This is a genomic window from Fibrisoma limi BUZ 3 (assembly GCF_000296815.2).
Taxonomy (GTDB): domain Bacteria; phylum Bacteroidota; class Bacteroidia; order Cytophagales; family Spirosomataceae; genus Fibrisoma; species Fibrisoma limi.
Map to the genome: position 1 here is coordinate 1,032,519 of NZ_CAIT01000006.1, position 26,580 is coordinate 1,059,098.

A 26,580-nucleotide genomic window follows, 5' to 3' on the forward strand; every position below is an offset into this window, starting at 1 on the left:
AAACTTATCGCATACATTCTTCACTGTTTACGGCGCAGATGTTGCGAATATTGTCCATTTTAGCATCGAGGCCATCATATGAGTGGTACAATCATTCTAAAAACAGTCGGTCAGTGCTATCAACGTATCGGCTATAACACGCTCTATGCATATTATGGGTGGAAATAACATCTTTTACTGTTAAAGGGCAGTTGATTCCACACCCGACAACGGCGAAGATGACACGGCCCAGATCAGTATTCGCTCCGTATCAAACTAACCAGTTATACAAAAACAAACCCCGGACGAACAGTCGTCCGGGGTTTGTTTTATACTTAATACGGTTGCTTAGAAGCGGTCGTCGTCATCGTCCTCTTCTTCCTCAAAGCGGGTGCCGGGGCTGAACATCGATCCCAGCAGGTCCTTAAACTGCTGGCCGGTGTCGAGGGCTTTCTTGCCGATAAGCGAGTGTTCGGCCAGGCCGTGGAGCGCAAACTCCATCATGAACAGCTTCTCCTGACGGCCGAGTCGGGGGTGGTACTGATCGACCAGATCATCCAGACCGTCGATGGTCCGGAGCCGGGCTTCGTAGTCACGGTTGCTCAGGTCGTTCAGAATCTCCATGACGTTGTTCTCCCCGAACCAGTCCGTTATCTTCTTATACGGGTTACCGCGCTTGTCTTTCTTGGCCTTTTCCGGATTTGGAAAATACTGCAAAAACTGGTTACGGACGGCTTTACCGATCAGGTTCTGGGCCACAATGACCGGCCCTTCGACCTCGCCTTCGTACACCAGCTCCACCTTGCCGCAGATCGCCGGAACCACCCCGTACAGATCGGCAATGCGGACGTACGTTTCTTTCTCACCGTTCAGCAGCACCCGTCGTTCAGCCGCCGACAGCAGGTTTTCGTAGGCCGAAATAGTCATCCGGGCCGATACACCACTTTTTGAGTCAACGTACTCGCTTTCGCGGGCTTCGATCGCAATCTGTTCAATCAGGTCGGCGATCAGGTCGTTGGTTTTCACCATCCCCTTCTGCTCCGTCTTGACGATGGCCTCCTGCATGGTGATTTTCTTCCCGATCTCAATTGATTTCGGGTAGTGCGTCACAATCTGGCTGTCGATCCGGTCTTTCAGCGGGGTCACGATGCTGCCCCGGTTTGTATAGTCCTCGGGGTTGGCCGTGAACACAAACTGAATATCGAGCGGCAGACGCAGCTTAAAACCCCGAATCTGAATGTCGCCTTCCTGCAGAATATTGAACAGCGACACCTGAATACGCGCCTGCAAATCGGGTAATTCGTTGATGACGAAAATGCACCGGTGCGACCGGGGAATCAGCCCGAAGTGAATAGTCCGTTCGTCGGAATACGGCAGTTTCAACGTAGCGGCTTTAATCGGGTCCACATCGCCGATCAGGTCAGCCACCGATACGTCGGGCGTTGCCAGCTTCTCGGTATACCGATCGCTGCGGTGCATCCAGCCGATGGGCGTCTGATCGCCTTTTTCCTGAATCAGGTCAAGGGCATACCGCGACAGGGGCTGCAGTGGATCATCGTTCAGTTCAGAACCGGCCACGACCGGAATGTACTCGTCGAGCAGATTGATCATCAGTCGGGCGATCCGGGTTTTTGCCTGACCACGCAACCCCAGCAGGTTGATGTGGTGCATGGACAGAATAGCCCGCTCTACTTCCGGAATTACGGTGTCTTCATAGCCCCAGATGCCTGGAAAAACCACTTCCTTTTCTTTGATACGCTCAATCAGGTTGTCCCGAAGTTCCTGTTTGATAGAGCGTGGTTCATACCCGGCGGCTTTTAGGTCACCGAGCGTTGTAATTTTTAGTAAGTCCTTTGATTTCAGGTTGCGGTAGTTCATTGGCAGTGATTAATAATACATTGTGAATACCTATCCCGGCCAGCAAGAAGCGTTTGGATGGTACGCCGTTTGCTATATAGTATTCACCATCCGGATAACAGGCTTTTGGAACAAATGGTTTTTCGATACTGAAAATGGTTAATTTTACCAGTCTGACCGAGGGTGCAGCCGTTCTCTGCCGTGTATGAAATCAATATTACTCCGTTACGTTAGTTTTTTCCTGCTTATCACTATTTCGGGTTGCCGAATCAAAAATTCCCCGCCGGAACTGTCAAATACGCTGCCTCCGCAGGGCTTTATCGGGCAGGAAATTACGCTGACCGGCTATCAGTTCGGCCCGGAACCCATCGTCAGTTTCGGGCATTCGGGCACGTTCGTAACGGCCACCATTACCAATAGCACGGAAGAAGCCATCAAGGCTATTGTACCGCGCATGACAACCGGCCGAACTCAGGTACGAGTCGTTACGGCAGAAGGAACGTCTGATCCGCTGCCCTTTCTCATCCTGCAACCCGCCCCGACGCTCACTACCGTTGCCCCGACCAACGGCCTGCCCGGTACGTCAGTCGTTTTAAAGGGAGATTTTCTGGACCAGCTTAAAAGCGTCCGGTTTGGGCAGGCTACGGCCATCATCCGCGACAGCACGGCGCAGCAGGTTACGGTCATTGTGCCCAACAACGTACCACGTGGTCCGCAACTCATAACCGTCGAGACCCAGGGCGGTAGCCTGACAGGCGATTTTCTGGTAGCGGGTACTCCCCAGATTACGGGTATTTCGCCCAAGCGAGCCCGGGCCGGTACCGAACTGGTTATCCAGGGCGTGAACCTCCTCGACGGCGTAGTGCGCATCAACGGCCAGTTGACCGACCGAAACCAGACCCGGGTGCAGGACACCGAAATTAGAACGATTATACCGGCAATGAGTACGTCAGGGCCGGTCAGCGTTACGGTGTTCGACCGCTTAACGACGATCAGTGCGGATAGCCTGTACATTGCTCAGGCTCCAGTCGTTACGGCTATTAGTAGTGCAGAGGGGATCAGAGGAGATAGGCTCACGCTGGCCGGACAAAACTTTCGCGACGTATCCAGTGTATTATTTGGCAACATCGCAGCATCCTTTCAAATTATAAGTAATACACAGATCGATGTCACGGTTCCCGCCATTGCTCAATCCGGTGAGGTGATCGTTTCGGTGAGTGGTATTGGTGGTAATGCCAACAGCCCCCGATCGTTTCTATTTTATCAGGCTCCCAGCAATATAACCTTTAGTCCACCCCGGCAGGTACGTGGTCAGGAGGTGAGCGTTACGGGTCAGAATCTATTCCGCATCACTGAAGCACGCATTGGCGACCGCCCCGCCCCCATTAGTAGCCGCACGGAAGGTTCAGAACTCCGAATCCTTGTCCCTAACGACGCTGTATCGGGTACCATCACGGTCACAAACCGAGCCGGGGCAAATACATCCACCCGGCCATTAACAGTTGTGCAAAAACCCGTCGTCACCGATGTCACCCCCCGCAAGGGCAAACCTGGGGATAGAGTCGTTCTGAAAGGCGATTTTCTGCTGAATGCACAAATTTTCTTTACGGGTGCTGCTACGTTCGCTCCTGATGCCGGTAAAAACGAGGACACTGAACGGTGGATAACCATTCCTAATGACGCGCAAACCGGTCCGATTCGGATAACGAATGCGTCTGGCCAAGATACATCTACAGAGCCTTTCACCGTACAACGCCCCATTGCTAACATAGATTTTACCCCCAAAATGGGTAAAGCAGGTAGCGAAATTGTCATCACCGGACAGAACCTCACTACAGTTACAAAGGTAATTTTTGGGAACGGACTAGGCGAACTGGGGACATTCGTTATAGACGGTAACTCGTTAAAAGTTACTGTCCCTGCGGGTGTTACCACTGGGTCCATATGTCTTGTTAATGATCTGGGGACGTATTGTAGTACCGCCACGTTTACGGTGACTAAGTGACCGTCAGCAGAGCAATAGCCGCTAATCTGGGAAAATCACAAGTCTGTTACGTTACCGTCGAGCTTTTTCTCCAGAATGGACAGACTACGGTTGATGTCGTCGAACAAGGCGGTCAGCTTGTCTTTCATGGTGCTGTCGAACGGTACGCTCTCACCCTCAAATGCTTTAAGGCGAGCGGCTATGCTCAACATAGCCAGTGAATTGAGCGACGATCGAAATTTGTGGGTAGCCTGGTTAAAGGCGGGTCGATCGTTTTCGTCAACGGCAACGAATAACTTCTCTCGGAATTGAGGCAGATCCCCGACAAACAACGCCACAAGCTCAGCCAGTAACTCGGCGTCATCGTCGGTTACCTCTGTCAGGTATTTCAGATTCACCAGTTCCTGTTCACTTTCGACCTCAGCCGACAGCTTGTTATGAACCACCTGTGCCAACTGGACCGGCGCAAATCGGGAGATAACTTCGCCAATCTGCTCGATCCGGAGCGGTTTAGTTAGGTACTCGTTCATGCCCACAGCCAGACAGCGCTCACGCTCACCAGGCATGGTGTAGGCGGTCATGGCGACAATGGGCGTGGTTATTGACAATTGCTGGCGAATGGTCTGCGTGGCCGTATATCCATCCATCTCGGGCATCTGAATATCCATCAGGATCAGGTCAAACTGCTGCTGCTTCAGAATTTCCACGGCCTCCAGCCCGTTATTGGCCTTGGTTGGCTTCAGCTTAAAGCGCATCAGAAACCCTTCCAGCACCTTCTGGTTCATTTCATTGTCTTCAACAATCAGAATTCGCATTAAGGAACGATCCGGCGTGGCCTCGGGAGCGGGTATCGACGGGTTGAGAAATACCAATGGGTTACCCGACCGAACCGGCACAGCCCCCGAATCCGGAACACCAAACGGAATCGTAACGGTAAACGTAGTCCCTTGTCCCACGCGGCTTTGCACATCGATCGTCCCGTTCATCAACGCAACCAGGCTCTTGGCAATGTTTAACCCCAAGCCTGTACCTGCCGATCGGAACAGCGTATCCGACGAAATCTGACTAAACCGGTTGAAGATCCGGTCGAGATCATTTTCGGGGAAACCCACGCCCGAATCCTCCATCCTGAACACAAGGTTCACATGCCCGGGGCGGTTCGAGGCTTCAGCGTAGACAGTTAACTTTACAAAGCCTTCTTTCGTGAACTTCACGGCATTGCTACCCAGATTCAGCAGAATTTGAACCAGTCGGATGGGATCGGCCACCAACACGACCGGAACGGCCGGGGCCACCTGTACCTCGTACCGAAGGCCCTTTCCGGTCGCCTTTGCCCCCAGATCGACCTCAACGGCCTGTATGAGTTCATTGATGTTGATCGGTTCGGGCTGTAGGGTTAACTGACCCGATTCAAGACTGGAAATATCAAGCAGCTCGTTGATAAGGGCCAGTACGTTATTCCCCGACAGCTTAATGTTATCCAGGTACTCCTGTTCTTCGGGGGGCAGTTGCTTCTGGCTTATCAATTCGCTGAACCCTAAAATAGCATTCAGGGGTGTCCGGACGTCGTGGCTTATGTTGGCCAGAAAAATTTCACGTTCCCGCAACGACTGCTCGGCAACTGTGCGTGCGCGTTGGAGTTCCTGCTCTTTCTGGCGGGCTTCCGTTATATCCCGAAATATGGAGATAGCACCTACAATGTCGCCCTCCCGATTATACAAGGGCCGGGCGTGGGTGGCCAGAAAGCGAGTCTCGCCTTCGGTTTCCAGCAGCAGATTGTCAGTCCCGACCGCTTTGCCCTTCAGCGCCTGATTTAAAGGCAGATCAGCCGACTCCAATGCTTTTTTTGTATCCGCGTGCGATAGCCGGAAGCGATCCGCCCAATCGGATAACAGGACAGGAATGTGTTCGGTCGATGTTTTTAACAGCGCATGGCCGGCCTGGTTTACGTACACAATTTGCTGGTCGGTATTCAGTACGGCAACTCCCTCTGGAATGGCCTCCAGATACTGAGTCAACTCTTTCTGACGTTCCAGTGCGATCTTGGTGAGACGTTCGCGCCGTAACGTATATCGGTAGAACACGTACAACAAGGCCAGGGCCAGCAGCAACACCAGGCCATCGATGACCGCATCCAGCGTTCGTACCGTTGTAATTTGCTCCCGAATGCGCTCCTGATCATCCAACAGACTATCGGCCAGGGCTAAACGAAATGTTCGTAGCGATCGTACTAATCGTTGAATTTGCTTATTGGCGTTATCCTGTCGGCTTATATTGGCCTGAAGAATGGTTTCGGACTCCGCCTGTAACCGACGCGCCAGGGGGTACAGCTCAGGCGTATGGCTAGTCAGCGCAACCAGCGAATCAATCAGCGGCCGAATAGCCGCCGTGTTACGTGCCGATCGATTGTTTCTGTAAATGGCCTGCGCCGTTGTATCAGTCAGTTCATCATCGGCCGGATAGCTTAGTTCGAGGGTTAATTCGATGGTATTATTCAGAACGGCAATTGTTTGAATAACCGACTGGTTACCACTACTTACCTCGTTGTATGTGGTCGTCTCGTAGTAATGACGAATGGTCAGCAACAAAATAGTTAGTCCGAAGCCGGCAAGCAGCAATATGCGGACAGTACGGTTTCGGATTCTTTGTTTTATCGGCACGGGAGACTCTACCATCTGTTAGCGCGACAAGATGCAGTTTTTTAATCAGGCAAGAAAGCAATAATGAAGCCTTAAACTGCTTTTAGCATCAACAAATGTAGGATTAGTACTTGGTTTTACACGCAGCTTCCCCCATGCGATCAACGGGCCGCCGTTTTCGCAGCTGGCTATCTGACCGTAGCATCGACAGAGTGCCAACCTGCTCGTTAATCTATATTGTTGTAGGCACTGTGATCGTTCATTCGCCTAACCGAGCAGACCAACGTACCTGTTGTTGTTCCGGTAGCTGATTACGCTTCCTCCTGCTAGTTGTCGGTGGGGTTTTTCCGTTCTTTCAATGCCAGCCGGACCAGATCAACGGTATTTTTAACGCCGGCCTTACGGATGATACTGGCGCGCTGGTTGGCAACCGTATTGGGGCTTATGTCAAAACGGTCGGCAATTTCCCGGCTGCTCATGCCTTCGGTCAAACAGGTTAGAATCTGCTCTTCGCGTGGGGTTAATTTGTTCCATAGCGAGCCGGGTGGGCCTGTTTCAGCGGTTGGCTCCTGTTCCCGGTTCCGGCGTGATGTGTTGGGCAATACCAGATGCCGGATGATGACCGACGAAGCCGAGGTTGGGTAGTATAGATCGCCGGTAGCCACAGCACGTACCGCCCGCAGGATTTCGTCTTCGCTGGTATCCTTGAGCAAATACCCGGCGGCTCCGTTCTGCACGGCATTCAGGATATAATCCGGGTTGTTGTGCATGCTGAAGATCAGCACCCTGACCTCCGGATACCGTTGTGCTACAACCTTAGCCACCTCGATGCCGGACATGCGCGGCATGGTGATATCGAGCAGCATAACGTCCGGCTTCAGGCTCGGAATCAGCTCAATCGCTTCGTCGCCGTCGGTGGCTTCACCCACGATCTGAATATCGGCTTCGTCTTCCAACAGCGTACGAATGCCCTTTCTCACTACGGAATGGTCGTCGGTAATCAGCAGTCGTATCGACATGGTTAGTTATGCGTTGAATCGGGTACATGTAGTTTGACCATCACTTTGGTCCCTTTCTTCGGTTTCGATGTGATGGTCAGGTCGCCGTTGAGCAACCGCGCCCGGGTTCGCATGTTGTCGAGCCCGTTGGTTAGCGATACACTTTTGTCTTTAGCCGTGCCATTCAGCACTGAAAAGCCCTTCCCATCATCTTCCACCACCAGCGTAACGGTCGATTTCATGCGTTGCAGCTTTAGCCGTACTAACTGCGCATCAGCGTATTTAACCGCGTTGTTGAGCGCTTCCTGTGCAATACGATACAGCCCAATTTCAACAGGTGCGCTCAATCGTTTATCGCTGCCGGTCCCCTCAAACGTAACAGCTATTCCCGACGACTGGGCTGTTTGTTCAGCCAGTAACTGGAGCGTGGCCTCCAGCCCAAAGTCACCCAGCACCGATGGCATCAGGTTATGCGAAATCTGACGGGTGGTCTGGATAATGTCCTGAATCGTGTTACAAAGTTCTTCAAACCGCAGCCGTTGCTTCTCGTCGGGAAATTCACCTTTTTTCAGCTTACCAGCCTGTAACTTTAACCCCGTCAGCATCTGCCCAATGCCGTCGTGGAGTTCCCGGGCGAAGCGTCGACGTTCTTCTTCCTGCCCCTCCAGCAATGCCGCAGACCGAACAGTATCCTCGGCGCGTTGCAATTGGTATTTCTCCTCCGTTGTTCGCAATAACTCCTGGCGGGTATCAACCAAGGTTCGGTTAGTAATTTCGAGTTCCAGATTGGCCTTCGCCAGTTGGCTGTTCGCCAGCCGCAAAGCGTCTTCTGACTCGGCCAGCCGACGAACCACGTTGCGGGTTCGCTTAACCACCGGACGAAAGATAAACAATCCTTCGATAAACAAGGTCAGTAGCGTTGCCGCTCCCAGCAGCCACTCGATGCGTTCGAGGTATTTCACCCGCGCAAAACTTTCGGCATCGAACCGGAACACGATGTCGTCCATCTGCTGCAAGTACGACGGTTCTTCGCGCAGAATTACCTGCAGGGCATTCTGCTTCTGCGCCAGGGAACTTCGGGCATCGTTTATCCGGACGAAACTTTCGTAGATAGCCTGAAACGACGGCTCGATCCGCCGGAACATAACCTCGATCGAATCACTTTTCCGCACGACGTAGGCCTTTTCCATGGACAAAACCCCATTCCGAAGCTGCGCATGGCGCCGACTCCAGGCCACCAGCAACGAATCGAATGATGCCTTATCGGCCGATGGAATACCGGCAATGTGCAGGACAGTTAGTTTCGTCAGTCGCTGACTCAACATCCGTTGCCGACCCGCTACGTTCAGTACGCGCCCATCGTCGTTCAAATTGTTGATTGTCTGCTTGATAAACAGCAGCCCGCTGACCGTCAACAGCGCAATGACCGTGAGGGCAATCACGTAAAAGCGCGTTAGTCGGCGGGCTACCTGCTGATCGAGCTGATTCATCTGGTGCAGTTTTGGGTTTGTGGTTTGTAGTTGGTGGTTTGTGGTTGGTGGTTTGTGGTTGCTGACGCGTCCGCATATCATGTGTCAGTAACGACCAACGACCAACCACCAACTACAAACCAATATACACTAATCCAGCCTCTACCCTAATGGGATAAGTCCTGATTCGGTACTCGGCATCCGTCAGGCACTGGCCGGTTTTGAGCGAAAACGTTTTTTTGTGAAAGGGGCAGGCTACTTTCGGCTCGTCGCCCTGGCTCCCAATCATACCCCGCGCCAAAGCTGTCTGCTGGCGGTGTGGGCATTCATTGTCGGTGGCATACCATTCGCCCCGACGAGCGTAGTTAAAAATAGCAATCTGCCGATCTTCGATCAGGACACAAGCCCCGCCATCGGCCGGGACATCCGCGACATGGCAAGCCAGATGCCACGTTATTTCTTCTCTTTCAATTACGATTGATTCCATGATAATTCAGGTTTGTCGTTTGGAGTTTGTGGTTTGTAGTTGCTGACGCATGATATACTGACGCGTCAGCAACTACAAACTACAAACCCAAAACAAGTCTTACTTCCATTCCTTAGCGCGTTTCTGCGTACGCAGGGGTTCAAACTGAACGGCGGGATCTTTCTGCTCGGGGGCGTTGATAAAGTGGGTAAATCGCTTGCGGAGGTGCGGATTCTCAACCACTTCTTTCCATTCGCAGGCGTAGTTATCAATCAGGGTCTGCATCTCCCGCTCCAGTTCGGCGGCAATGCCCAGCACATCATCAACCACCACGGCTTTCAGGTACGTAATGCCGCCCTCCATCTTATTAAGCCAGGTGGCGGTACGGGTGAGCGGATCGGCGGTTTTAATGTAGAACATCAGGAAACGATCAAGCAACCGGATGCAGGTTTCTTTGTCAATGTCGGTAGCCAGCAACTGAGCGTGCTGGGGTTTGGAACCGCCGTTGCCGCAGACGTACAGGTTCCAGCCTTTTTCGGTCGCGATGATGCCAAAGTCTTTGCTCTGCGCTTCGGCACATTCACGAATGCAACCCGACACACCTGATTTGAGCTTATGCGGAGATCGGATGCCTTTGTAGCGTTCCTCTACCTCAACGGCAAACGAGACAGAATCCTGCACCCCGTACCGGCACCAGGTTGACCCAACGCAGCTTTTAACGGTCCGCAGCGCTTTACCATACGCATGACCGCTCTCAAAGCCAGCATCTATGAGTTCCTCCCAGATTTTCGGCAGGTCGTTGAGATGGGCACCAAATAAATCGATACGCTGCCCACCCGTAATTTTTGTGTAGAGATCGTATTTCTTAGCGACCTGTCCAATCACGATCAGTTTATCGGGCGTTATTTCTCCGCCCGGAATGCGCGGCACGACTGAATACGTACCACCTTTCTGAATGTTGGCCAAAAACCGGTCATTGGAGTCCTGGATCGTTGCCCGATCTTTTTCCAGTATGTTTTCGTTCCAGAGACTCGCCAGAATGGAAGCCACCGCAGGTTTGCAGACCTCGCAGCCATCGCCTTTACCAAACTGATTCAGCACACCACCGTAGGTTTTCAGCCCGTTGATCCTGACCAGGTCCAGCAGCTCCTGGCGCGAATAATCGAAGTGTTCGCAGAGGACATTGCGAACGTACAAGCCCTGTTGCTTCAGCACACCCTGAATCAGGTCTTTTACCAGGGGGGTACACCCTCCGCAGCCTGTGCAGGCTTTCGTTGACTTCTTAAGCTGGTCAATGGTGGTGCAGCCATTGTTCGTGATCTCATTGCAGATAGCGGCCTTGGTGATGGCCTCGCAGGAGCAGATCAGCGCGTCGTCGGGCAGGCTCATAATCCCGGCGGCACCTGCGGTTTCCTCACCACCCCGTAGGCCAAGTATCAGGTCTTCGGGGTCGGGCGGCAGAATGGTTTTGTTCTTGCAGGTTTGCAGCAGCCCATTATACTGCTCCGCATCGCCCACCAGAATACCGCCCAGGAGTTCCTTGCCGTCTGCGGTTATGTTGATTCGCTTATAGATACCCTTCGCTTTGTTCTCGTAGGTCACGGTGCGGCAATCGGGACCTTCGGCAAACGGGTTACCGAAACTGGCTACGTCCACGCCAATCAGCTTGAGCTTCGTGGACATATCAAACGGTTTAAACTTTTTCTCTTCACCAAACAGGCGGGCCACCACCACAGCGGCCATTTCGTAGCCCGGTGCTACCAGGCCGTAAATCATCTGGTGTGCCAGGGCGCATTCTCCGATGGCAAAGATGTCCGGATCGGATGTTTGCAGGTGGTCATTGACCACAATACCGCCCCGTGGGTGCGTTTCCAGCCCGGCTCGTTTGGCCAGTTCGTCGCGCGGGCGGATACCCGCCGAGATGATCAGCATATCGACGTCGAGCGCTGAACCGTCTGCAAACCGCATCCCTTCGATGGCATCTCCACCAATAATCTCCTGCGTGTTTTTATTAAGGTGAACGGTAAGCCCCAGCGCTTCTAATTGACTTTGTAATGTACCGGAGCCCGCAGCATCGATTTGGCGGGGCATCAGCCGCGGAGCAAACTCAACAACGTGAGCTTCGTGTAACCCGAGATCGAGCAAGGCCTTGGCCGCTTCCAGCCCCAATAAACCACCACCCACCACCGCCCCACGGCGGGCTTTGCTGGCATACGATTGGATAAATTCGAGGTCTTCGATGGTACGGTAGACAAACACCCCCTCTTTTTCAACGCCCGGAATGGCCGGCACAAAGGCACCGGAGCCAGTTGCCAGTAGTATATAATCGTAGGAAACGACAAGTCCGTGGTGTGAACGTACTTCTTTACGCTCCCGATCGATGTGTACAACCGGATCAGACAGATGAAGCTGAATGCCATGTTCGGCATACCAGGTGTCAGGGGCCAGCGCCAGTTCATCGGCGGTTTTGCCACTGAAATACTCGCTCAGGTGAACCCGGTCATACGCCACACGCGGTTCTTCCCCAAAAACCGTCAGCGTAAATCGCTGCGCCCAGTTTTCTCTGGCTATCAGTTTTTCGCAAAACTTGTAGCCTACCATGCCGTTGCCGATGACCACGACACGCTTGTTTGTGTTTGCTAGCATAGTCAATTGTAACTATAATAGTAGTAAAACCCTGTTTTTTTATTGTAATAAATCAAGATTTAACCCCCGTCAATCTTAATTTTCGATGCTTCAAAACTAAACTGTCTTTTGCAATTTTCCTACTATTAAATTCTTTATAACTCAATTTTTAAAGTATATTTTATTGAAAACGCTTGTTTTTTAGAAATTACACTCTACTTTTGAACAAACATTTACACGTAGTACTAATTAACTATTTATAGTACAATCTCAATAATCACCTTATAATAGATCGAAACTATGCAGCCAAAGCTAACACTCGTGGGGGCGGGTCCTGGCGACGGCGAGTTGATCACCGTAAAAGGTATCAGAGCGCTCCAGCAAGCTGACGTGGTCCTGTACGACGATCTTGTCAACGATAGCCTGCTGGATTTCGCACCGAATGACGCACTGAAGGTTTACGTAGGCAAACGAATCGGAAAAGCATCTTTCACGCAGGAGCAGATTAATCAGATGATTGTCCAGTTAGCTCAGGAGCACGGTCATGTGGTTCGTCTCAAAGGAGGGGATTCCTACATCTTCGGCCGCGGCTACGAAGAGCTTCAGTACGCCCGCGAATACAATATTCCGGGCGAGGTGGTGCCGGGCATGTCGAGTTGCATTGCCGTTCCGGCTTCGCAGCATATTCCGGTAACCTGCCGGGGTGTTAGCGAGAGTTTCTGGGTAATTACCGGCACCACCCGCCACGGCGATCTGTCTGACGATCTGCTGCTGGCGGCTCAATCGAACGCAACCGTGGTGGTGCTGATGGGAATGCATAAACTCGATAAGATATGCACGATGTATAACCAATTTGGCAGGGGGCATCTGCCCATGGCGGTTATACAGAACGGTACGCGCACCGACGAGCGGTGTGTGGTAGGACAGGTCTGGGAAATGCCGCGTTTGGTTGCAGCACAGGGCGTGGGGGCGCCTGCTGTAATCATCATTGGCGACGTAGTTGCCTTGCATCCATCGTATGTGAAGGCGTACGCGCGCAGCCTGTCCGAGTTAGTGTAAGGTTTGTCGTTTGTGGTTTGTTGTTGGCTCCCGATAAGGATGCGCCAGCAACCACAAACGACAAACAAAAAAGCCGATCCGGTGTGGGGGCACCTTTGGACCGGCTAAACAGGGTTTGTCTATGTTTAACACAAACGCTTCAAAGAAAATGAAAAAAAGCCAGTAACGCAAGTTCACCTCTCCTGCCCGCGGGCTCAAACGTACTTACGTTCAGCCATCCCACGCCCGCACTTTTGGCTTCATTCAGGCCATCGCCTATCGTTTACCCGACTCGGGTATCCCTGTATCCCTATTGCCTCTGCGCAGCCATTTCTTATTGACTCTCACTGTACTAGCATGAAACACCTTCTAACAAAAATAGCGTTGCTGTTGGTTATAGCGTCGTTTGACCACACCGACAGTTTCGCGCAATTCTCATTGGTCGGCCAACTGCGCACCCGCACCGAACTGCGGCACGGGCTTGGTAACCTGCCCCTGAAAAATAGTCGTGCTGCGGCTTTCACCTCGCAACGCACACGGTTGACGTTCGGCTACAAATGGCAGCGTGCTACGTTCCAGGCCGCTGTGCAGGACGTACGGGTATGGGGCCAGGATGCGTCAACGATCAACAGCAGCGATGGCAACCGGCTGATGATACACGAGGCCTGGGCTGACCTGATGCTGATTAACCGGGCTGACAGTACGTTGAATTTCAGCCCTATTGAAAAACTATCCCTGAAAATCGGTCGGCAGGAATTGGTGTACGACGATGTTCGGCTGCTCGGCAACCTGGACTGGCTGCAGCAGGGTCGGCGGTTCGATGCCGCTTTGCTCAAGGCGCAACACCGTGGTTGGGCGGTTGATCTCGGGGTTGGTTTCAACCAGAACACGGATGCGTTTGGCGTAGCCGGAACGTATTACACCCCCGCCAACGTACCTGCTTCGTCCCTTTCAACCCGAAACGTATCGCTGGCCATTCCGGCCGGATTTCTTCCGACAAACGGCAAAGGTGGCGCCCCGATAGTGGCTAACGCGGTTGGCACCAACGGCCAGAATCAGCAGTTCAAGTCGTTTCAGATGCTGTATGCAACGCGGAAGTTCGGCGCCACCAAATTTTCAGGATTGGTCTTTAAAGATGATTTTCAGAAATACCGGATTGACTCCATTGGCAGTGCCACGCAGGGCTACGTATATGGCAGACGTTACGACGTAGCCGGTACTAACTCCCGGCTCACCTACGGGGCCATGCTGACTGGTCTTTTCGGATTAGGCACATCCAAAGCGCAGTGGCAGGCCTTCAGCTACTGGCAGAGCGGCAAAGACCGGGATGGGCTACGGCTGCGGAATGCCTACCACTACGGCGCGAATGTCATGCTTCAGAAAGGGGTGCTGAGTTTTGGCCCCGGCTACGAGGTACTGTCCGGTAATAACGATCCTACGCTAAAAGCCGGGGAAACCAACCGTTTCGACCCGCTCTATGGCACCCCGCACCGGCATTGGGGCTACATGGACTACTTCTACGTTGGGACGGGTGCTCCGGCGGGTGGCCTGCGCGATGCCTTCCTGAAGTTCCGCTACGCCAATCCGCGCCTGTCGACCACGTTCGACGTGCATTACTTTGCCCTGGCTGGTGCGACCTACAACAAGATGCCCGATGCCCCCTCGGGAGCCGTATTGAACGCAAAACTGGGCATCGAATACGACTTCGTTGCCACGTATCTGCTCAACAAGTTCACGACGCTGGAGCTTGGTTACGCCCTCATGAACGGCACCAACACGCTTGAATACGCCAAGCAGAGCACCATGAATCAGAAGAATAAACTGGGTACCTGGGGCTATCTGATGATTAACATCCGCCCTGACTTCTTCGATACTAAACCAGCCATCACCAAGTAAACCAACCTGAAAACACTGAATTATCATGAACGTAACATCCAATAAACCGCTACAGTCGCTCAATATTTTCAGCATCAAAGGCATCCAGATGCGGACCTTCCACATCACCTGGCTGACATTCTTCGTATGCTTTTTCGGCTGGTTTGGCCTGGCCCCGCTCATGCCTGCCATCCGGGCTGACCTTGGCCTGACGAAGCCACAGGTGGGTAACACCATCATCGCGGCTGTTTCGGCAACGATTTTCGCACGGCTCCTCATCGGGCGGCTCTGTGATACGTGGGGGCCTCGTAAAACGTACACGGCTCTGCTGGTCATCGGCTCACTGCCGGTGATGCTGGTTGGGCTGGCGCACGATTATACCACCTTTCTGCTGTTCCGTCTGGCCATTGGTATCATCGGCGCGTCGTTCGTTATCACCCAGTATCATACGTCGGTGATGTTCGCGCCCAACATCAAGGGTACGGCCAATGCCGTTGCCGGTGGCTGGGGGAACCTTGGCGGTGGAATTACGCAGTTGGTGATGCCGGTTATCATGACCGCCATCATTGGGTTTGGCTACGTCAAAGCCGATGCCTGGCGCCTGGCCATGATTGTTCCGGGCGTGCTGATGCTCATCATGGCTTTTGTTTACTACCGCTACACCAAAGACACCCCAGCCGGTAATTTCAGTGACATCGAGCGATCTGCCAGCAAAGCGGCCCCGGTTAGTTTCTGGAAAGCCTGCGCCGACCTGCGCGTGTGGGCGCTGGCGTTAGCCTACGCCTGCTGTTTCGGTATGGAGATTACCTTCGACGGTGTGGCGGCTCTGTATTTCTTCGACAACTTTAAGATGGAAGAAACCGAAGCTGGTTTCTGGGCGATGCTGTTTGGCTTCATGAACATCTTTGCCCGGGCACTCGGCGGGATTCTGGCCGACCGCGTTGGTCGTCGGTATGGCATGCGTGGCAAGGGCGTCTTGCTGGCCGGTATGCTCCTGCTCGAAGGCATTGGTATCGTCCTGTTCGCGCAGGCCGGTAATCTGCCGCTGGCTATACTGTCGATGTTGACCTTCGCCATGTTCCTGAAGATGGCCAATGGCAGCACCTACGCCATTGTGCCGTTCGTCAACCCCAAAGCAGTCGGCGTTATTTCAGGCGTTGTGGGTGCCGGGGGCAACATTGGCGGGATGCTGATGGGCTTCCTGTTTAAGTCGCAATCCATCAGCTATGGACAAGCCTTTCTATACATTGGAAGTGCCGTAGCAGCCGTAGGGCTCCTGCTGTTCCTGGTCAACTTCAACAAAGCCATCGTCGTCGAACCCGCCGAAGCTGAATTGCAAACGGTATAAAATAAGGAGGAAAGGGAGGAAGGAGGAGAGGAGAAAAGGGACTAGAGCAGAAAACCCACAAATTCTCTCTTCCTTTCGTCCCCCTCCTTCCTTTCGTCCTCTCCTCCTTTTCTCCTTCAAATTATGACTCACCAAACGACCTGTTGTTATTGTGGCGTTGGCTGCGGCATCGTTGTCAGGCAGGAACCGAACGGGCGGCTAACCGTTGAGGGTGATAAAGACCATCCGTCGAACCAGGGTATGCTTTGCTCGAAGGGGATGAATCTGCACTACACGGTGATGGATCAATCCGATCGGTTGCTGTATCCGCAGATGCGGCTCAACCGGTCGATGCCCCTGCAACGGGTGAGTTGGGATACGGCCCTGGAACGAACGGCGGCCGTGTTTCGGACCCTGATTCAGAAGTACGGCCCGGATTCGGTAGCATTCTACGTATCGGGGCAATGCCTGACGGAAGAGTATTACCTGGTGAACAAGCTGATCAAAGGCTTCATCGGGTCGAATAACATTGATACCAATTCCCGCCTTTGCATGAGTTCAGCGGTGGTTGGGTACAAACTGTCGCTGGGCGAGGATTCGGTGCCGGTTTGCTATGACGACATCGAAGAAGCCGACGTGTTTTACGTGCAGGGCGCTAATCCGGCCTGGTGCCACCCCATTATCTGGCGACGGATTGAAGCGCACAAAGCCGCCAATCCGCACGTTAAAATCATCTGCGTCGACCCGCGCCGAACCGATACGGCACGGTCATCAGATCTGCACCTGCCCATCCGGCCGGGAACCGACATCGTCCTCAACAATGCCATTGGCCGGCTGCTGATTGAAAAGGGCTACATCGACGACGAGTTCATTGTCGATCATATCGACGGGTTCACGGCCTACCGCGAACAAGTGATGCAGCGGACGATTGCCGAAGCGGCCGACCTCTGTGGAATTGATGCCGATGCCATTCGCACAACGGCCGAGTGGATTGGTCGCTCAAAAGGGTTTCTGTCGCTCTGGACGATGGGCATGAACCAGTCGGTGGTGGGCGTGAACAAGAATTTGTCCCTGATTAATCTGCACCTGATCACCGGACGTATCGGCAAACCTGGCAACGGGCCCTTCTCGCTAACCGGCCAACCCAACGCCATGGGTGGCCGCGAAGTCGGTGGCCTGGCCAACGTATTGCCCGCCCACCGCGACGTGACCAATCCTGCCCATCGCGCTGAAGTGGAAACGTTCTGGAACAGCCCAGTCAAAATTGCCGACAAACCGGGCCTCACGGCTACCGAAATGTTCGAAGCCCTGGCCGACGACCGGCCGGGCGCGGCACCGTTGAAAGCCATCTGGATTATCAACACGAATCCGCTGGTGAGCCTGCCGGACCTGAACGCAGCCGAAAGCGCCTTGAAAAAAGCCCGGTACGTAGTGGTGCAGGACGTATCAAACCGCGCCGATACCGTGGCCTTTGCGGATGTGGTGCTACCGGCTGCGGCCTGGCTCGAAAAAGAAGGCACAATGACCAACGCCGAGCGCCGGATCACGTACCTGCCCAAAGTACTCAACGCACCCGGCGAAGCCCTGCCCGATGTCGAAATTATCTGGCGGTTTGCCCAGAAGATGGGCTTTGGCGACGCGTTTTCGTACAATACTGCCGCCGAGGTGTATCATGAGTACACGCAGATTACGGCCGGAACGAACGTGGACGTAACCGGTGTCAGCTACGAACTGCTGAAAGCCAAACGCAGTGTGCAATGGCCGTATCCAGCGGGGGGCTGGGGGCAGGGGGCGGAGAGCGGGGGGGCTGGCACGAAGCGGTTGTTTACGGACCACAGCTTTTATACGACTAACCAACGGGCGCAGCTTCATGCGGTACCTGACGGCAACAATTCGGAGCCGACCGACGATGACTTTCCGCTTGTATTAACCACTGGTCGCATCCGCGACCAGTGGCACACCATGACCAAGACCGGTCGCGTATCCAGGCTGAATCAGCACGCTCCCCAACCATTTTTGCAGATTCACCCCAAAGACGCCGAAGAGCGAGGTATTCAGCATGGCCAACTGGTTGAGATCAAAGGCCGCCGGGGCGAAGTTCGGGTAAAAGCCCAGCTTACGGAGGACGTTCGGCCGGGCCTTTGCTTCCTGCCCATGCATTGGGGCAAATTCCTGAACAATACTCTTGGCCGGGCCAACAACCTGACGAATCCGCTTATCGACCCGCGCTCTAAGGAGCCTGATTTCAAGTTTTCGGCGGTGCAGGTAACCCCTTACCAGAAACCAGCCGAAAAAATCGTCATTATTGGTACAGGGTCTGCGGGTTTAGGGTTCATCAATGCATATCGCACACTTAATGAGCAGGATCAGATTCACGTCTTTTCGAAAGAGATATACCCATTCTACAACCGCGTCCTGCTGCCCGACTACATCAGTGGAGCCCAGTCCTGGGACCAGCTTGTGCGGCTGCGGGAGGAGCAGTTTGAGGAAGTCGGCATCACGGTTCACAAGGGCGTAAGCATTGTCCACATCGACCGTAGAAACAAAATTGTTACGGACAGCAACGGTCTCGAACATACCTACGATAAGCTCTTACTCGGGATGGGCAGCAGTGCCTTCATGCCGAAAGGCGTACCACGCCTACCCGGCCTGTTCAACATGCGATCGCGGCTGGATGCCGACTCGCTGCTACCCTTCCTAAAACCAACCGAAAAGCACACGGGTGTTCCGCCGACCGCTGTCATAGTCGGGGGCGGGCTGTTGGGGCTGGAGTTAGCGGCTTCGCTGCGGCAGATGGCCGTAAACGTAACGGTCGTTCAACGAAGCAGTCGCTTGATGGAGCGCCAGCTCGATTCGCTGGCGAGTGAATTGCTGTATCAGGAACTGGTAGAGCGGGGCATAACGATTCATTTCAACGACGAAGTTCAGACAGTCAGCGGTAACGAACGCGTTGAAGGCATTCAGTTGAAATCGGGCCGGAAGATTGACTGTCAGGTCGTCGTGATCGCCATCGGTACCGTCCCGAATATCGATCTGGCCCGCAACGCCGGCCTCGAATGCAACCGGGGCGTTGTGGTAAATGATTACCTGCAAACGTCGGACCCGGCCATTTTTGCCGCTGGCGAGATAGCCCAGTGGCGGGGTCACGTGTGGGGAATCAGCTTAGCAGCCGAACAGCAGGCCGAGGTAGCCGCCCGCTTCATTGCCGGCGACGTTACCCAACCGTATCAGGGTAGTGTGTCGATGAACATTCTGAAGATGGAAGGATTGCACCTGTGCAGCATCGGTCTGGCCGAAGCGCCCGATCATGACCCGCGCTACGAAGAAATTGTCTTTATGGATAAGTCGAAGCGCTATTACAAAAAGTGCATCGTCTACCAGGATAAACTCGTAGGCGCTATTCTGGTCGGCGATAAAAATGAATTTCAGGAGTTCCGCGAACTGATTGCCAACGGCATCGAGCTTTCGGAAAAACGCCTGCAACTGCTGCGGTCCAGTAAGCCGGCAGACTCAGCCGAGGGTAAACTGGTTTGTTCCTGCAACAATGTGGGCCAGGGCAATCTGGAACGAGCTATTCAGGCAGGTTGTACGGATTTCCAGCAACTCTGCCAGAAAACCGGGGCCGGGACCGGCTGCGGCTCCTGCCGCCCCGAAGTGCGAAGTATACTGGAATCAAAGAGCGAAATAATGAATCGGACCGCCGAAGCGGAGCGAAAGAGCGATACAATCCCCTCTTAACGTCTATATCACAATTCGCTCTTTCACTCTTTCGCTCTTTAATCATGCGTGATTACTATACCCTCAAAATCAACCTTCCCGCTGGCATAGTGTCGCCGGGAGCGTTGCAAACCATTCTGACACAGGCTCGCGGGGCTAAGGTCAGAAGCGTGCGGTTCGGTGCCCGCCAGCAGCTACTGATGACGGTGCATTACGAGGACATGCGCTTTCTGGAAAAGGACTTGAAAACGCATCAGATTCGCTACGAACTGAATACGGATCAGTACCCGAATATTATCAGTTCGTACTGCGGAGAGGAAGTGTTTCGTACGGGCGATTGGCTACGCGAAAGCGAATACCACACGGTACTCGATTACTTTGATTATCAGCCACGTCTAAAAATTAACCTATCCGATTCGAATCAGAGCTTCACGCCTTTCTTCACCGGTAATCTCAACTTCATTGCGTCGCCGGAGCCGCATTTCTGGTATCTGTACGTGCGCCCAAAGCAAAGCAACACCGTGTTTCGGTGGCGCGACCTGGTTTATACCAACGACATTGGCCGGCTGGCGAAAGCTGTGGAGGAGGCCATGCTGGATGCGGCCATCAGCCCGGACGGCAACGGCGACGAAGAGGAGTTGTACACCGCCGTAACGCACGGCCGTACATACAGTACACAGCCCGCTGTTGGCGAAGTAGAATTGCCGGAGTTTTCGCTGCCGTACTACGAAGGCTTTAACCGCTACGGGCACCGCTCCTGGCTGGGACTGTACCGACGGGATGAACAGTTCTCCATTGCGTTTCTGCTGGATGTCTGCGCGTTATGCCTGGCAACCCGCATCGGCGAGATTTGCGTGACGCCCTGGAAGTCACTGATCATCAAAGGCATTGAAGAGAAAGACCGCGCCAAGTGGTCATACGTACTGGGGAAACACAACATTAACGTACGTCATGCCGCCAACGAACTGGCCTGGCAAACCGAAGATCATACCGACGAGGGTACGCATCTGAAGAATTACATCATCCGGTTCTTCGAGAAAAACGACACCCGAACGTTTGGCCTCTGTTTTGGCGTACAAACCCGGCCGAAATCAGAGGTGTTTGGGTCTATTCTCATCCGCCAGCGGCCGCTGTTACAGATCGGGCAGTTGGCCCTCTTCAGCGTGTACGATCTGTATTTCACCGAAAACTTTAATCCGAACAGCCGAACGTATCACCGTTTCGAGAAAGGCCTGCTAAAGATTCACCTACCGGCTCAAATTGATCGCTTGTGCCGTAAGTTCAGCGCCCGCCGGTTGCAGGAAAGCCCTGAACCGGCCCGGTCGGAAACTGACCAACCAGAGCCGACCAACGGAGCCGTGACCGGCGTACATCAGTGCCCGCGCTGTTTTACGGTGTACGACGATCAATATGGTGATTTGCTCCGGGAAATTCCGGCGGGCGTTCGGTTCAACGACTTACCCAACGATTACGCCTGCCCTACCTGCGATGCACCGAAATCTGAGTTTCAACACGTTCATCTGTCAATCAATGCCATTTTATAGCTTCCATTCCATGACACCCGTTGCCATAGATACCGTTTTCTTCGCGTTTGAAAGCGATTTTGTTGAGTCGCTGCGCTGTATCCCGATGATCGTGCGCTATAAGCTGGACACTTGTGGCATCAAGCTGAAATTAACCGAATGGGTTAAGCTGAGCCTGATCGAAAAAGACGAACTGGCGATCCGACCGTGCTACACCGCAGCCGAAATTATTGACTACCGAACGTACCTGTGTCAATTGGTACAGGAGCGGTGCGGTCATCCGGCAAGTACACTCAATGCGGTTGATGCCGTCTGGGACAACCTGGACGAAGTACCTTATGACGTACAACAGAAAGCGCTGGAGTGGCACCGCCCTCCCCTGACGCATCAGCAATGGCTTGACCTGGATACGTTGCAGCGTTTTGCCCTGGTCAAGCTCAGTCGCTCCGGTCATGAGGGGCGTAACTTTCCGCGGGCACTGGATGAGTTTGGCATTTTGTGATTACTTCGCCGATTCGTTTACCTCCCGCAATTGCCTGACCAGTACTTCGTTAATCCGTACGTAGCTTTCATGCGTCCAGCCCGCTACGTGGGGCGTCAGAATCACCCGGTCCGACTGGCGGAGGTAGTCGAAAGCAGCCTGCTGAGGGAGAGTCAGTTTAGCCAGTTTCTCATTTTCCAGCACGTCCAGACCTGCCCCCCGAATCTTACCCGTTTCCAGTCCCCGTACAACGGCTTCCAGGGCGACAATTTCCCCACGGGCAATGTTGAGCAGGTAAAACGGTCGGGTTACCTGCGCAATGAACGCATCGTTAACCAGGTAGCGGGTATCGTCGGTGAGGGGAATGTGCAGGCTGATCACATCCGCTTCGGCCATGATCTGCTCCAGGGTGGCTTCGTCGGCAAAGGCATCCCCGTAGCTGGTCAGGTACTTATCGTAACACAGCACCCGGCATCCGAATCCACTCAGCCGACGGGCAGTAGCCCGGCCGTTGTTGCCGTAGCCAACGATCCCCACGGTGAGGCTACCCAGTTCGTACCCCCGGTTCCCTTCGCGATCCCAGATACCCTGCCGCACTTCCCGGTCGGCCTTGACGATGTTAGCCAGTAGGCCCAGCAGTAAACCAACGGTATGTTCAGCTACGGCATCGCGGTTTCCTTCACCCGCATGGAATACGTGAATACCCCGACGCTCGACAGCATCCAGATCGATCAGGTCCAACCCTGCCCCCGCGCGGCCAATAAACCGAAGTTCAGGCGCATGGCTGAGCAGTTCATCGTCAACCATAGTTTTACTGCGGATAATTAACCCCTCGAATGGAGGTATAGCTTCGATCAGTGCGGCCCGCGTGATTGTCGGCTGATACTCATAGGTAAAGCCCGCGTCGTCGAGCATGGCAAACAGCGATGGGTGCATCTCATCGGCGATGAGAATAGTGGAGCGATTCTTAGACATCCGTTGGTTTTCGTAACTTGCAGCAATTTTAGACGCCGGGTCGCGAACGATTGATCACTGAATTAGTTTCAATAGTCTGTTCTCAGCGTCTTTTCAAATCATTGGCGAAACTAACAAAAGTAGATGGAACAACGCCAACCGGACCACGGCAACGACACCCCAAACGAGCAGCCGGCTACCCCTCAGGCTAAAGGACCGCGCCAACCCGAGAACCGGGCGAACGGACAGCGTCAGTCCAACGGCCGCGACAAAGGGGCACAGCGCGACCGGGAGCCGGGTGAATCAAACGGTCAATCCGGACACAAGGAGGAACGGCCCGGGCACGTACCCGAAAAACCGGCGGCTGATCGGCTGGTGATTGGCATTACGCTCGGCGACTACAACGGTATCGGCCCGGAAGTCATTCTGAAAGCACTGCAATACAACCGCCTGCAGAAACTCTGCACACCGGTGATCTACGGATCGATGCGGGTGCTGAACCGGTATCGTAACCTGCTCAACTTCAAGGACTGGAACCTCAACGGAGCCCCGCACATCGGTCAGATCAGTCATAAACTCACGAACGTCATTACCTGCTGGCCCGATCAGAATCAGGACATTCAGCCGGGACACGTAACGCCGGAAGCCGGTCAGGCCGCCCTGGCGTGCCTGCGACGGGCCGTTGAGGACATGAAAGCCGGTAAACTGGATGCGCTCGTAACGGCTCCGATCAATAAGTACAACATTCAGTCGGAGGAGTTTAAGTTTCCGGGACATACCGAATACCTGGCCCAGGAGTTTGGCGTGGCCGATAACCTGATGTTCATGGTCAGCGAAACGCTGCGGGTGGGCGTCGTTACGGGCCACGTACCGCTGGGACGCGTTCGGCAAAACGTAACCCGCGACCGGATTCAGCAGAAACTGGAGCTGATGATGCAGTCGCTGAAGCAGGATTTCGGCATTCAGAAACCCCGCATTGCGGTTCTCGGCCTGAACCCCCACGCGGGCGAAGCTGGTTTGCTGGGCTCCGAAGAGCAGGAGATCATCACGCCCCTGCTCAACGACCTGCGCAACAAAGGTCAGTTGATTCTCGGCCCTTTTGCGGCCGATGGTTTCTTCGGCACACGGGCGTACAAAGGCTTTGATGCCGTCCTGGCCATGTACCACGATCAGGGCCTGATACCGTTCAAGTCCATTGCGTTCGAAGAGGGCGTCAACTTTACGGCCGGTATGCCCGTGGTCCGCACCTCGCCCGATCACGGTACCGCCTACGACATCGCGGGCAAGGATCGGGCCGACGAAACGTCCATGCTTCAGGCCATTTACACAGCCATCGACGTAGCCCGTCGGCGGAAGGAATACGCAGAACTCGAAGCCAACGCGCTGGTGGTTAAACAACCGGCGGAAAATAAGTAAGAGGATTCGGTTTTCAGTCTACGGTAGCTGAGACTGGCTTATGAGCGCATTACCATTCACCGAAAACTGTAACCCGAATACCACAAAACAACAAACGAATGCTCAAATCAATGACTGGCTTCGGCAACGCGACCGTAGAGGCCAATGGTATGTCGGTAACGGCGGAAGTCAAGACACTGAATTCAAAGTTTTTAGATATCTATTGCCGTATTCCCCGGCAGTTTTCGGATAAGGAAATTGAACTCCGCAGTCTGCTGACCCAGCACCTGGAACGTGGCAAAGTGGAGCTGGCCCTGAACCTGACCCGAACGCAGGCTGTCCGGCCGGGCGTTACCATCAACCGGCCGCTGGTTGGGGCCTACGTCAGCGACCTGAAGGAAACCGCCAATGGTCTGCTCATGAGCGTTTCCGACAGCGATGTATTGCAACTGGCGCTCCAGCAGCCCAACGCCTACCTGACCGAATCGGCTGACCCAACAGCCGACGCCGACGACTGGGCTACGGTACTGGCGGCCGTGCAGGAGGCCGTTCGCCGGTGCAACGACTTCCGGCAGCAGGATGGTGCGGTGCTGGAAGGTAAATTTCAGGAATACATCCGGACCATCAGCGACCGGCTCGCCGACGTTGAAGAGCAGGACGTACGGCGGATTCCGGCCGTTCGCGAACGGATGCGCAACGCCGTACTGGAACTGCTCGGCAACGAAAACTTCGACCAGAACCGCTTTGAGCAGGAATTGGTGTATTACATCGAAAAATTCGACATCTCAGAGGAAAAAGTACGACTCCGCAACCACCTGACGTATTTCCTGGAGGTACTCGCGACGGAAGAAGCCAACGGCAAAAAACTGAACTTCATCTCGCAGGAAATCGGCCGCGAAATCAACACCATCGGTTCCAAAGCCAACGACGCGACCATCCAGCGGTTTGTAGTGCAGATGAAGGACGAACTGGAGAAGATCAAGGAGCAGACGATGAACGTGATTTAAGCTCTTCTCTACCGTCGACGTACCGCCGTGAGTTGCAGTATATACGCCTTGTATGCTGGTTCTGGCACATCGGCCGGCCCGGCGGTGTTTACCTGCCTTAACTCATTCGTCCGCGTGCCACTGAAAATAACCGGTAAACGATTATCCGCATAAGCGGCCGGAATGGCACGTACTTTCAGGGAATCGGGCATATTCGCTACGTACATCCGTATGGCTTCGCTACCGGTTTCTGTCCGCAGTACGTATTGTTCGCAGCCCCTGGAGCAAACCACCAGTTCGATAACCGCCTGCTGGTTCGTAAATGAGGTAGGTAAAGTGGCCTCAGGTCGGCAGGCCACCCACAACGGGCTCAGTAGAAGCAATTGATAGGCAAGTCGTTTCATAACGCATCTATTGTTTCTCGCTTTCGTTTATAACCCCGCCCCTATCCGTTTGTTTATTGGAAGACGAGCATCCGATCTGGCTGGTACCGGTTCATTCAGTATTTATTTTCGTCACAAAAAAGCCCTCCCGATCGGGAGGGCCAACGTACATAGGTTAGTAATCAAAACTCCCAGGTGTTTACGTTTCTCATACGTCTTACATGCTCAATCCGCTTCAGACGAATTCATCCCGCTTATCAACGGCTTTTTACGAACAGCACGACACCCTGACGCTGGCCCGGCGGCTGCTCGGCTGCGAACTTATCCACGAATCTCCGGAGGGAACCACGGCGGGCATCATCGTCGAAACGGAGGGGTATCTGACCGGCGATCCGGCCTGCCACGCGTACCGGCGCCCAACCCCACGCAATGCGGCCATGTTTGGCCCGGCCGGAACGCTCTACGTGTATCAGATTTATAATCACTACAATTGCGTTAACATCGTGACCGGTCCCGAAGGCGTTGGCGAGGCCGTTCTGATCCGGGCGCTCGAACCCACTGAAGGCATTGACCTGATGGGAATGCGCCGGAACGAAGCCTTCAGGACAGGTTTTGCCCGGTACCGGAACAACACCATTGACCCCACAACGCCTACGGGCTTCAGAAACCTCTGCAATGGGCCGGGTAAACTGGTGATCGCCATGGGCATCAGCCGTCAGGAACACAATTTTGTGTCGCTCACGACCGGCCCTGTTTTCGTGCGGGGGGCCGAAACGCTGCCTGACTCCGCCGTCGTGACCACTACCCGGATCGGTATCACGCAGGGTGTTGATCTGCCTTACCGCTTCTACGTACGCGACAATCGGTTTGTGAGCAAGTGGTAA

The 26,580-nt window shown here is 54.0% G+C and carries 18 protein-coding genes; 10 read left to right on the forward strand and 8 right to left on the reverse strand.

What is annotated here, in order from left to right; translation table 11 throughout:
• Positions 1 to 327 precede the first annotated feature (327 nt).
• Complete coding sequence (locus BN8_RS12265) at positions 328 to 1,857, reverse strand: P-loop NTPase family protein (protein WP_009282191.1); 1,530 nt, start codon at positions 1,855 to 1,857, stop codon at positions 328 to 330.
• Between the two features lie 184 nt (positions 1,858 to 2,041).
• Here BN8_RS12265 and BN8_RS12270 point away from each other — a divergent pair, with 184 nt between their 5' ends.
• A complete protein-coding gene (locus BN8_RS12270; RefSeq protein WP_009282192.1) occupies positions 2,042 to 3,841 on the forward strand; it encodes an IPT/TIG domain-containing protein in 1,800 nt (599 codons plus the stop codon).
• Between the two features lie 35 nt (positions 3,842 to 3,876).
• Here BN8_RS12270 and BN8_RS12275 read toward each other — a convergent pair whose 3' ends face one another.
• The 5 genes from BN8_RS12275 to nirB all read right to left on the reverse strand — a co-directional run bounded on the left by BN8_RS12275 (position 3,877) and on the right by nirB (position 12,038).
• On the reverse strand, positions 3,877 to 6,438 hold the full coding sequence (locus BN8_RS12275) for a PAS domain-containing sensor histidine kinase (protein WP_229367940.1): 2,562 nt from the start codon (positions 6,436 to 6,438) through the stop codon (positions 3,877 to 3,879).
• 347 nt (positions 6,439 to 6,785) lie between these two features.
• Positions 6,786 to 7,478 carry a response regulator transcription factor gene (locus BN8_RS12280; protein WP_009282194.1) on the reverse strand — a complete coding sequence of 231 codons (693 nt, stop codon included), beginning with the start codon at positions 7,476 to 7,478 and terminating at the stop codon, positions 6,786 to 6,788.
• Positions 7,479 to 7,480: 2 nt separating this feature from the next.
• The gene (locus BN8_RS12285) at positions 7,481 to 8,947 is read right to left on the reverse strand and encodes an ATP-binding protein (RefSeq protein ID WP_040005767.1); all 1,467 of its coding nucleotides are present in this window, start codon (positions 8,945 to 8,947) and stop codon (positions 7,481 to 7,483) included.
• A gap of 112 nt (positions 8,948 to 9,059) precedes the next feature.
• The gene (nirD, locus tag BN8_RS12290; protein WP_009282196.1) at positions 9,060 to 9,413 is read right to left on the reverse strand and encodes a nitrite reductase small subunit NirD; all 354 of its coding nucleotides are present in this window, start codon (positions 9,411 to 9,413) and stop codon (positions 9,060 to 9,062) included.
• A gap of 99 nt (positions 9,414 to 9,512) precedes the next feature.
• Positions 9,513 to 12,038 carry a nitrite reductase large subunit NirB gene (gene nirB / locus BN8_RS12295; protein ID WP_009282198.1) on the reverse strand — a complete coding sequence of 842 codons (2,526 nt, stop codon included), beginning with the start codon at positions 12,036 to 12,038 and terminating at the stop codon, positions 9,513 to 9,515.
• A 279-nt stretch (positions 12,039 to 12,317) separates the two neighbouring features.
• Here nirB and cobA point away from each other — a divergent pair, with 279 nt between their 5' ends.
• The 6 genes from cobA to BN8_RS12325 all read left to right on the forward strand — a co-directional run bounded on the left by cobA (position 12,318) and on the right by BN8_RS12325 (position 21,999).
• Positions 12,318 to 13,076, forward strand: coding sequence for a uroporphyrinogen-III C-methyltransferase (gene cobA, locus BN8_RS12300; protein ID WP_009282199.1), 759 nt, complete (start codon positions 12,318 to 12,320; stop codon positions 13,074 to 13,076).
• Between the two features lie 336 nt (positions 13,077 to 13,412).
• Positions 13,413 to 14,951 carry an alginate export family protein gene (locus tag BN8_RS12305; protein ID WP_009282200.1) on the forward strand — a complete coding sequence of 513 codons (1,539 nt, stop codon included), beginning with the start codon at positions 13,413 to 13,415 and terminating at the stop codon, positions 14,949 to 14,951.
• Positions 14,952 to 14,976: 25 nt separating this feature from the next.
• Positions 14,977 to 16,278 carry a NarK family nitrate/nitrite MFS transporter gene (locus BN8_RS12310; protein WP_009282201.1) on the forward strand — a complete coding sequence of 434 codons (1,302 nt, stop codon included), beginning with the start codon at positions 14,977 to 14,979 and terminating at the stop codon, positions 16,276 to 16,278.
• Between the two features lie 123 nt (positions 16,279 to 16,401).
• On the forward strand, positions 16,402 to 19,995 hold the full coding sequence (locus BN8_RS12315; protein WP_009282202.1) for a nitrate reductase: 3,594 nt from the start codon (positions 16,402 to 16,404) through the stop codon (positions 19,993 to 19,995).
• Positions 19,996 to 20,039: 44 nt separating this feature from the next.
• Positions 20,040 to 21,518, forward strand: coding sequence for a rubredoxin (locus BN8_RS12320; protein WP_009282203.1), 1,479 nt, complete (start codon positions 20,040 to 20,042; stop codon positions 21,516 to 21,518).
• Positions 21,519 to 21,528: 10 nt separating this feature from the next.
• Complete coding sequence (locus BN8_RS12325; protein ID WP_040005768.1) at positions 21,529 to 21,999, forward strand: nitrate reductase associated protein; 471 nt, start codon at positions 21,529 to 21,531, stop codon at positions 21,997 to 21,999.
• On the opposite strand, the gene BN8_RS12330 is transcribed toward BN8_RS12325, so the two are convergent.
• Complete coding sequence (locus BN8_RS12330) at positions 22,000 to 22,953, reverse strand: NAD(P)-dependent oxidoreductase (protein ID WP_009282204.1); 954 nt, start codon at positions 22,951 to 22,953, stop codon at positions 22,000 to 22,002. It abuts the gene before it with no gap.
• 123 nt (positions 22,954 to 23,076) lie between these two features.
• Between BN8_RS12330 and pdxA the strand changes: the two genes are divergently transcribed.
• Positions 23,077 to 24,348 (forward strand): 4-hydroxythreonine-4-phosphate dehydrogenase PdxA, encoded by a 1,272-nt coding sequence (pdxA, locus tag BN8_RS12335; protein WP_009282205.1) that lies wholly within the window; start codon positions 23,077 to 23,079, stop codon positions 24,346 to 24,348.
• Positions 24,349 to 24,446: 98 nt separating this feature from the next.
• Positions 24,447 to 25,334 (forward strand): YicC/YloC family endoribonuclease, encoded by an 888-nt coding sequence (locus BN8_RS12340; RefSeq protein WP_009282206.1) that lies wholly within the window; start codon positions 24,447 to 24,449, stop codon positions 25,332 to 25,334.
• Between the two features lie 8 nt (positions 25,335 to 25,342).
• On the opposite strand, the gene BN8_RS12345 is transcribed toward BN8_RS12340, so the two are convergent.
• Positions 25,343 to 25,717, reverse strand: a complete 375-nt coding sequence (locus BN8_RS12345; protein ID WP_009282207.1) for a hypothetical protein — start codon at positions 25,715 to 25,717, stop codon at positions 25,343 to 25,345.
• Positions 25,718 to 25,917: 200 nt separating this feature from the next.
• On the opposite strand from BN8_RS12345, the gene BN8_RS12350 reads away from it, so the two are divergent.
• Complete coding sequence (locus tag BN8_RS12350; RefSeq protein ID WP_009282208.1) at positions 25,918 to 26,580, forward strand: DNA-3-methyladenine glycosylase; 663 nt, start codon at positions 25,918 to 25,920, stop codon at positions 26,578 to 26,580.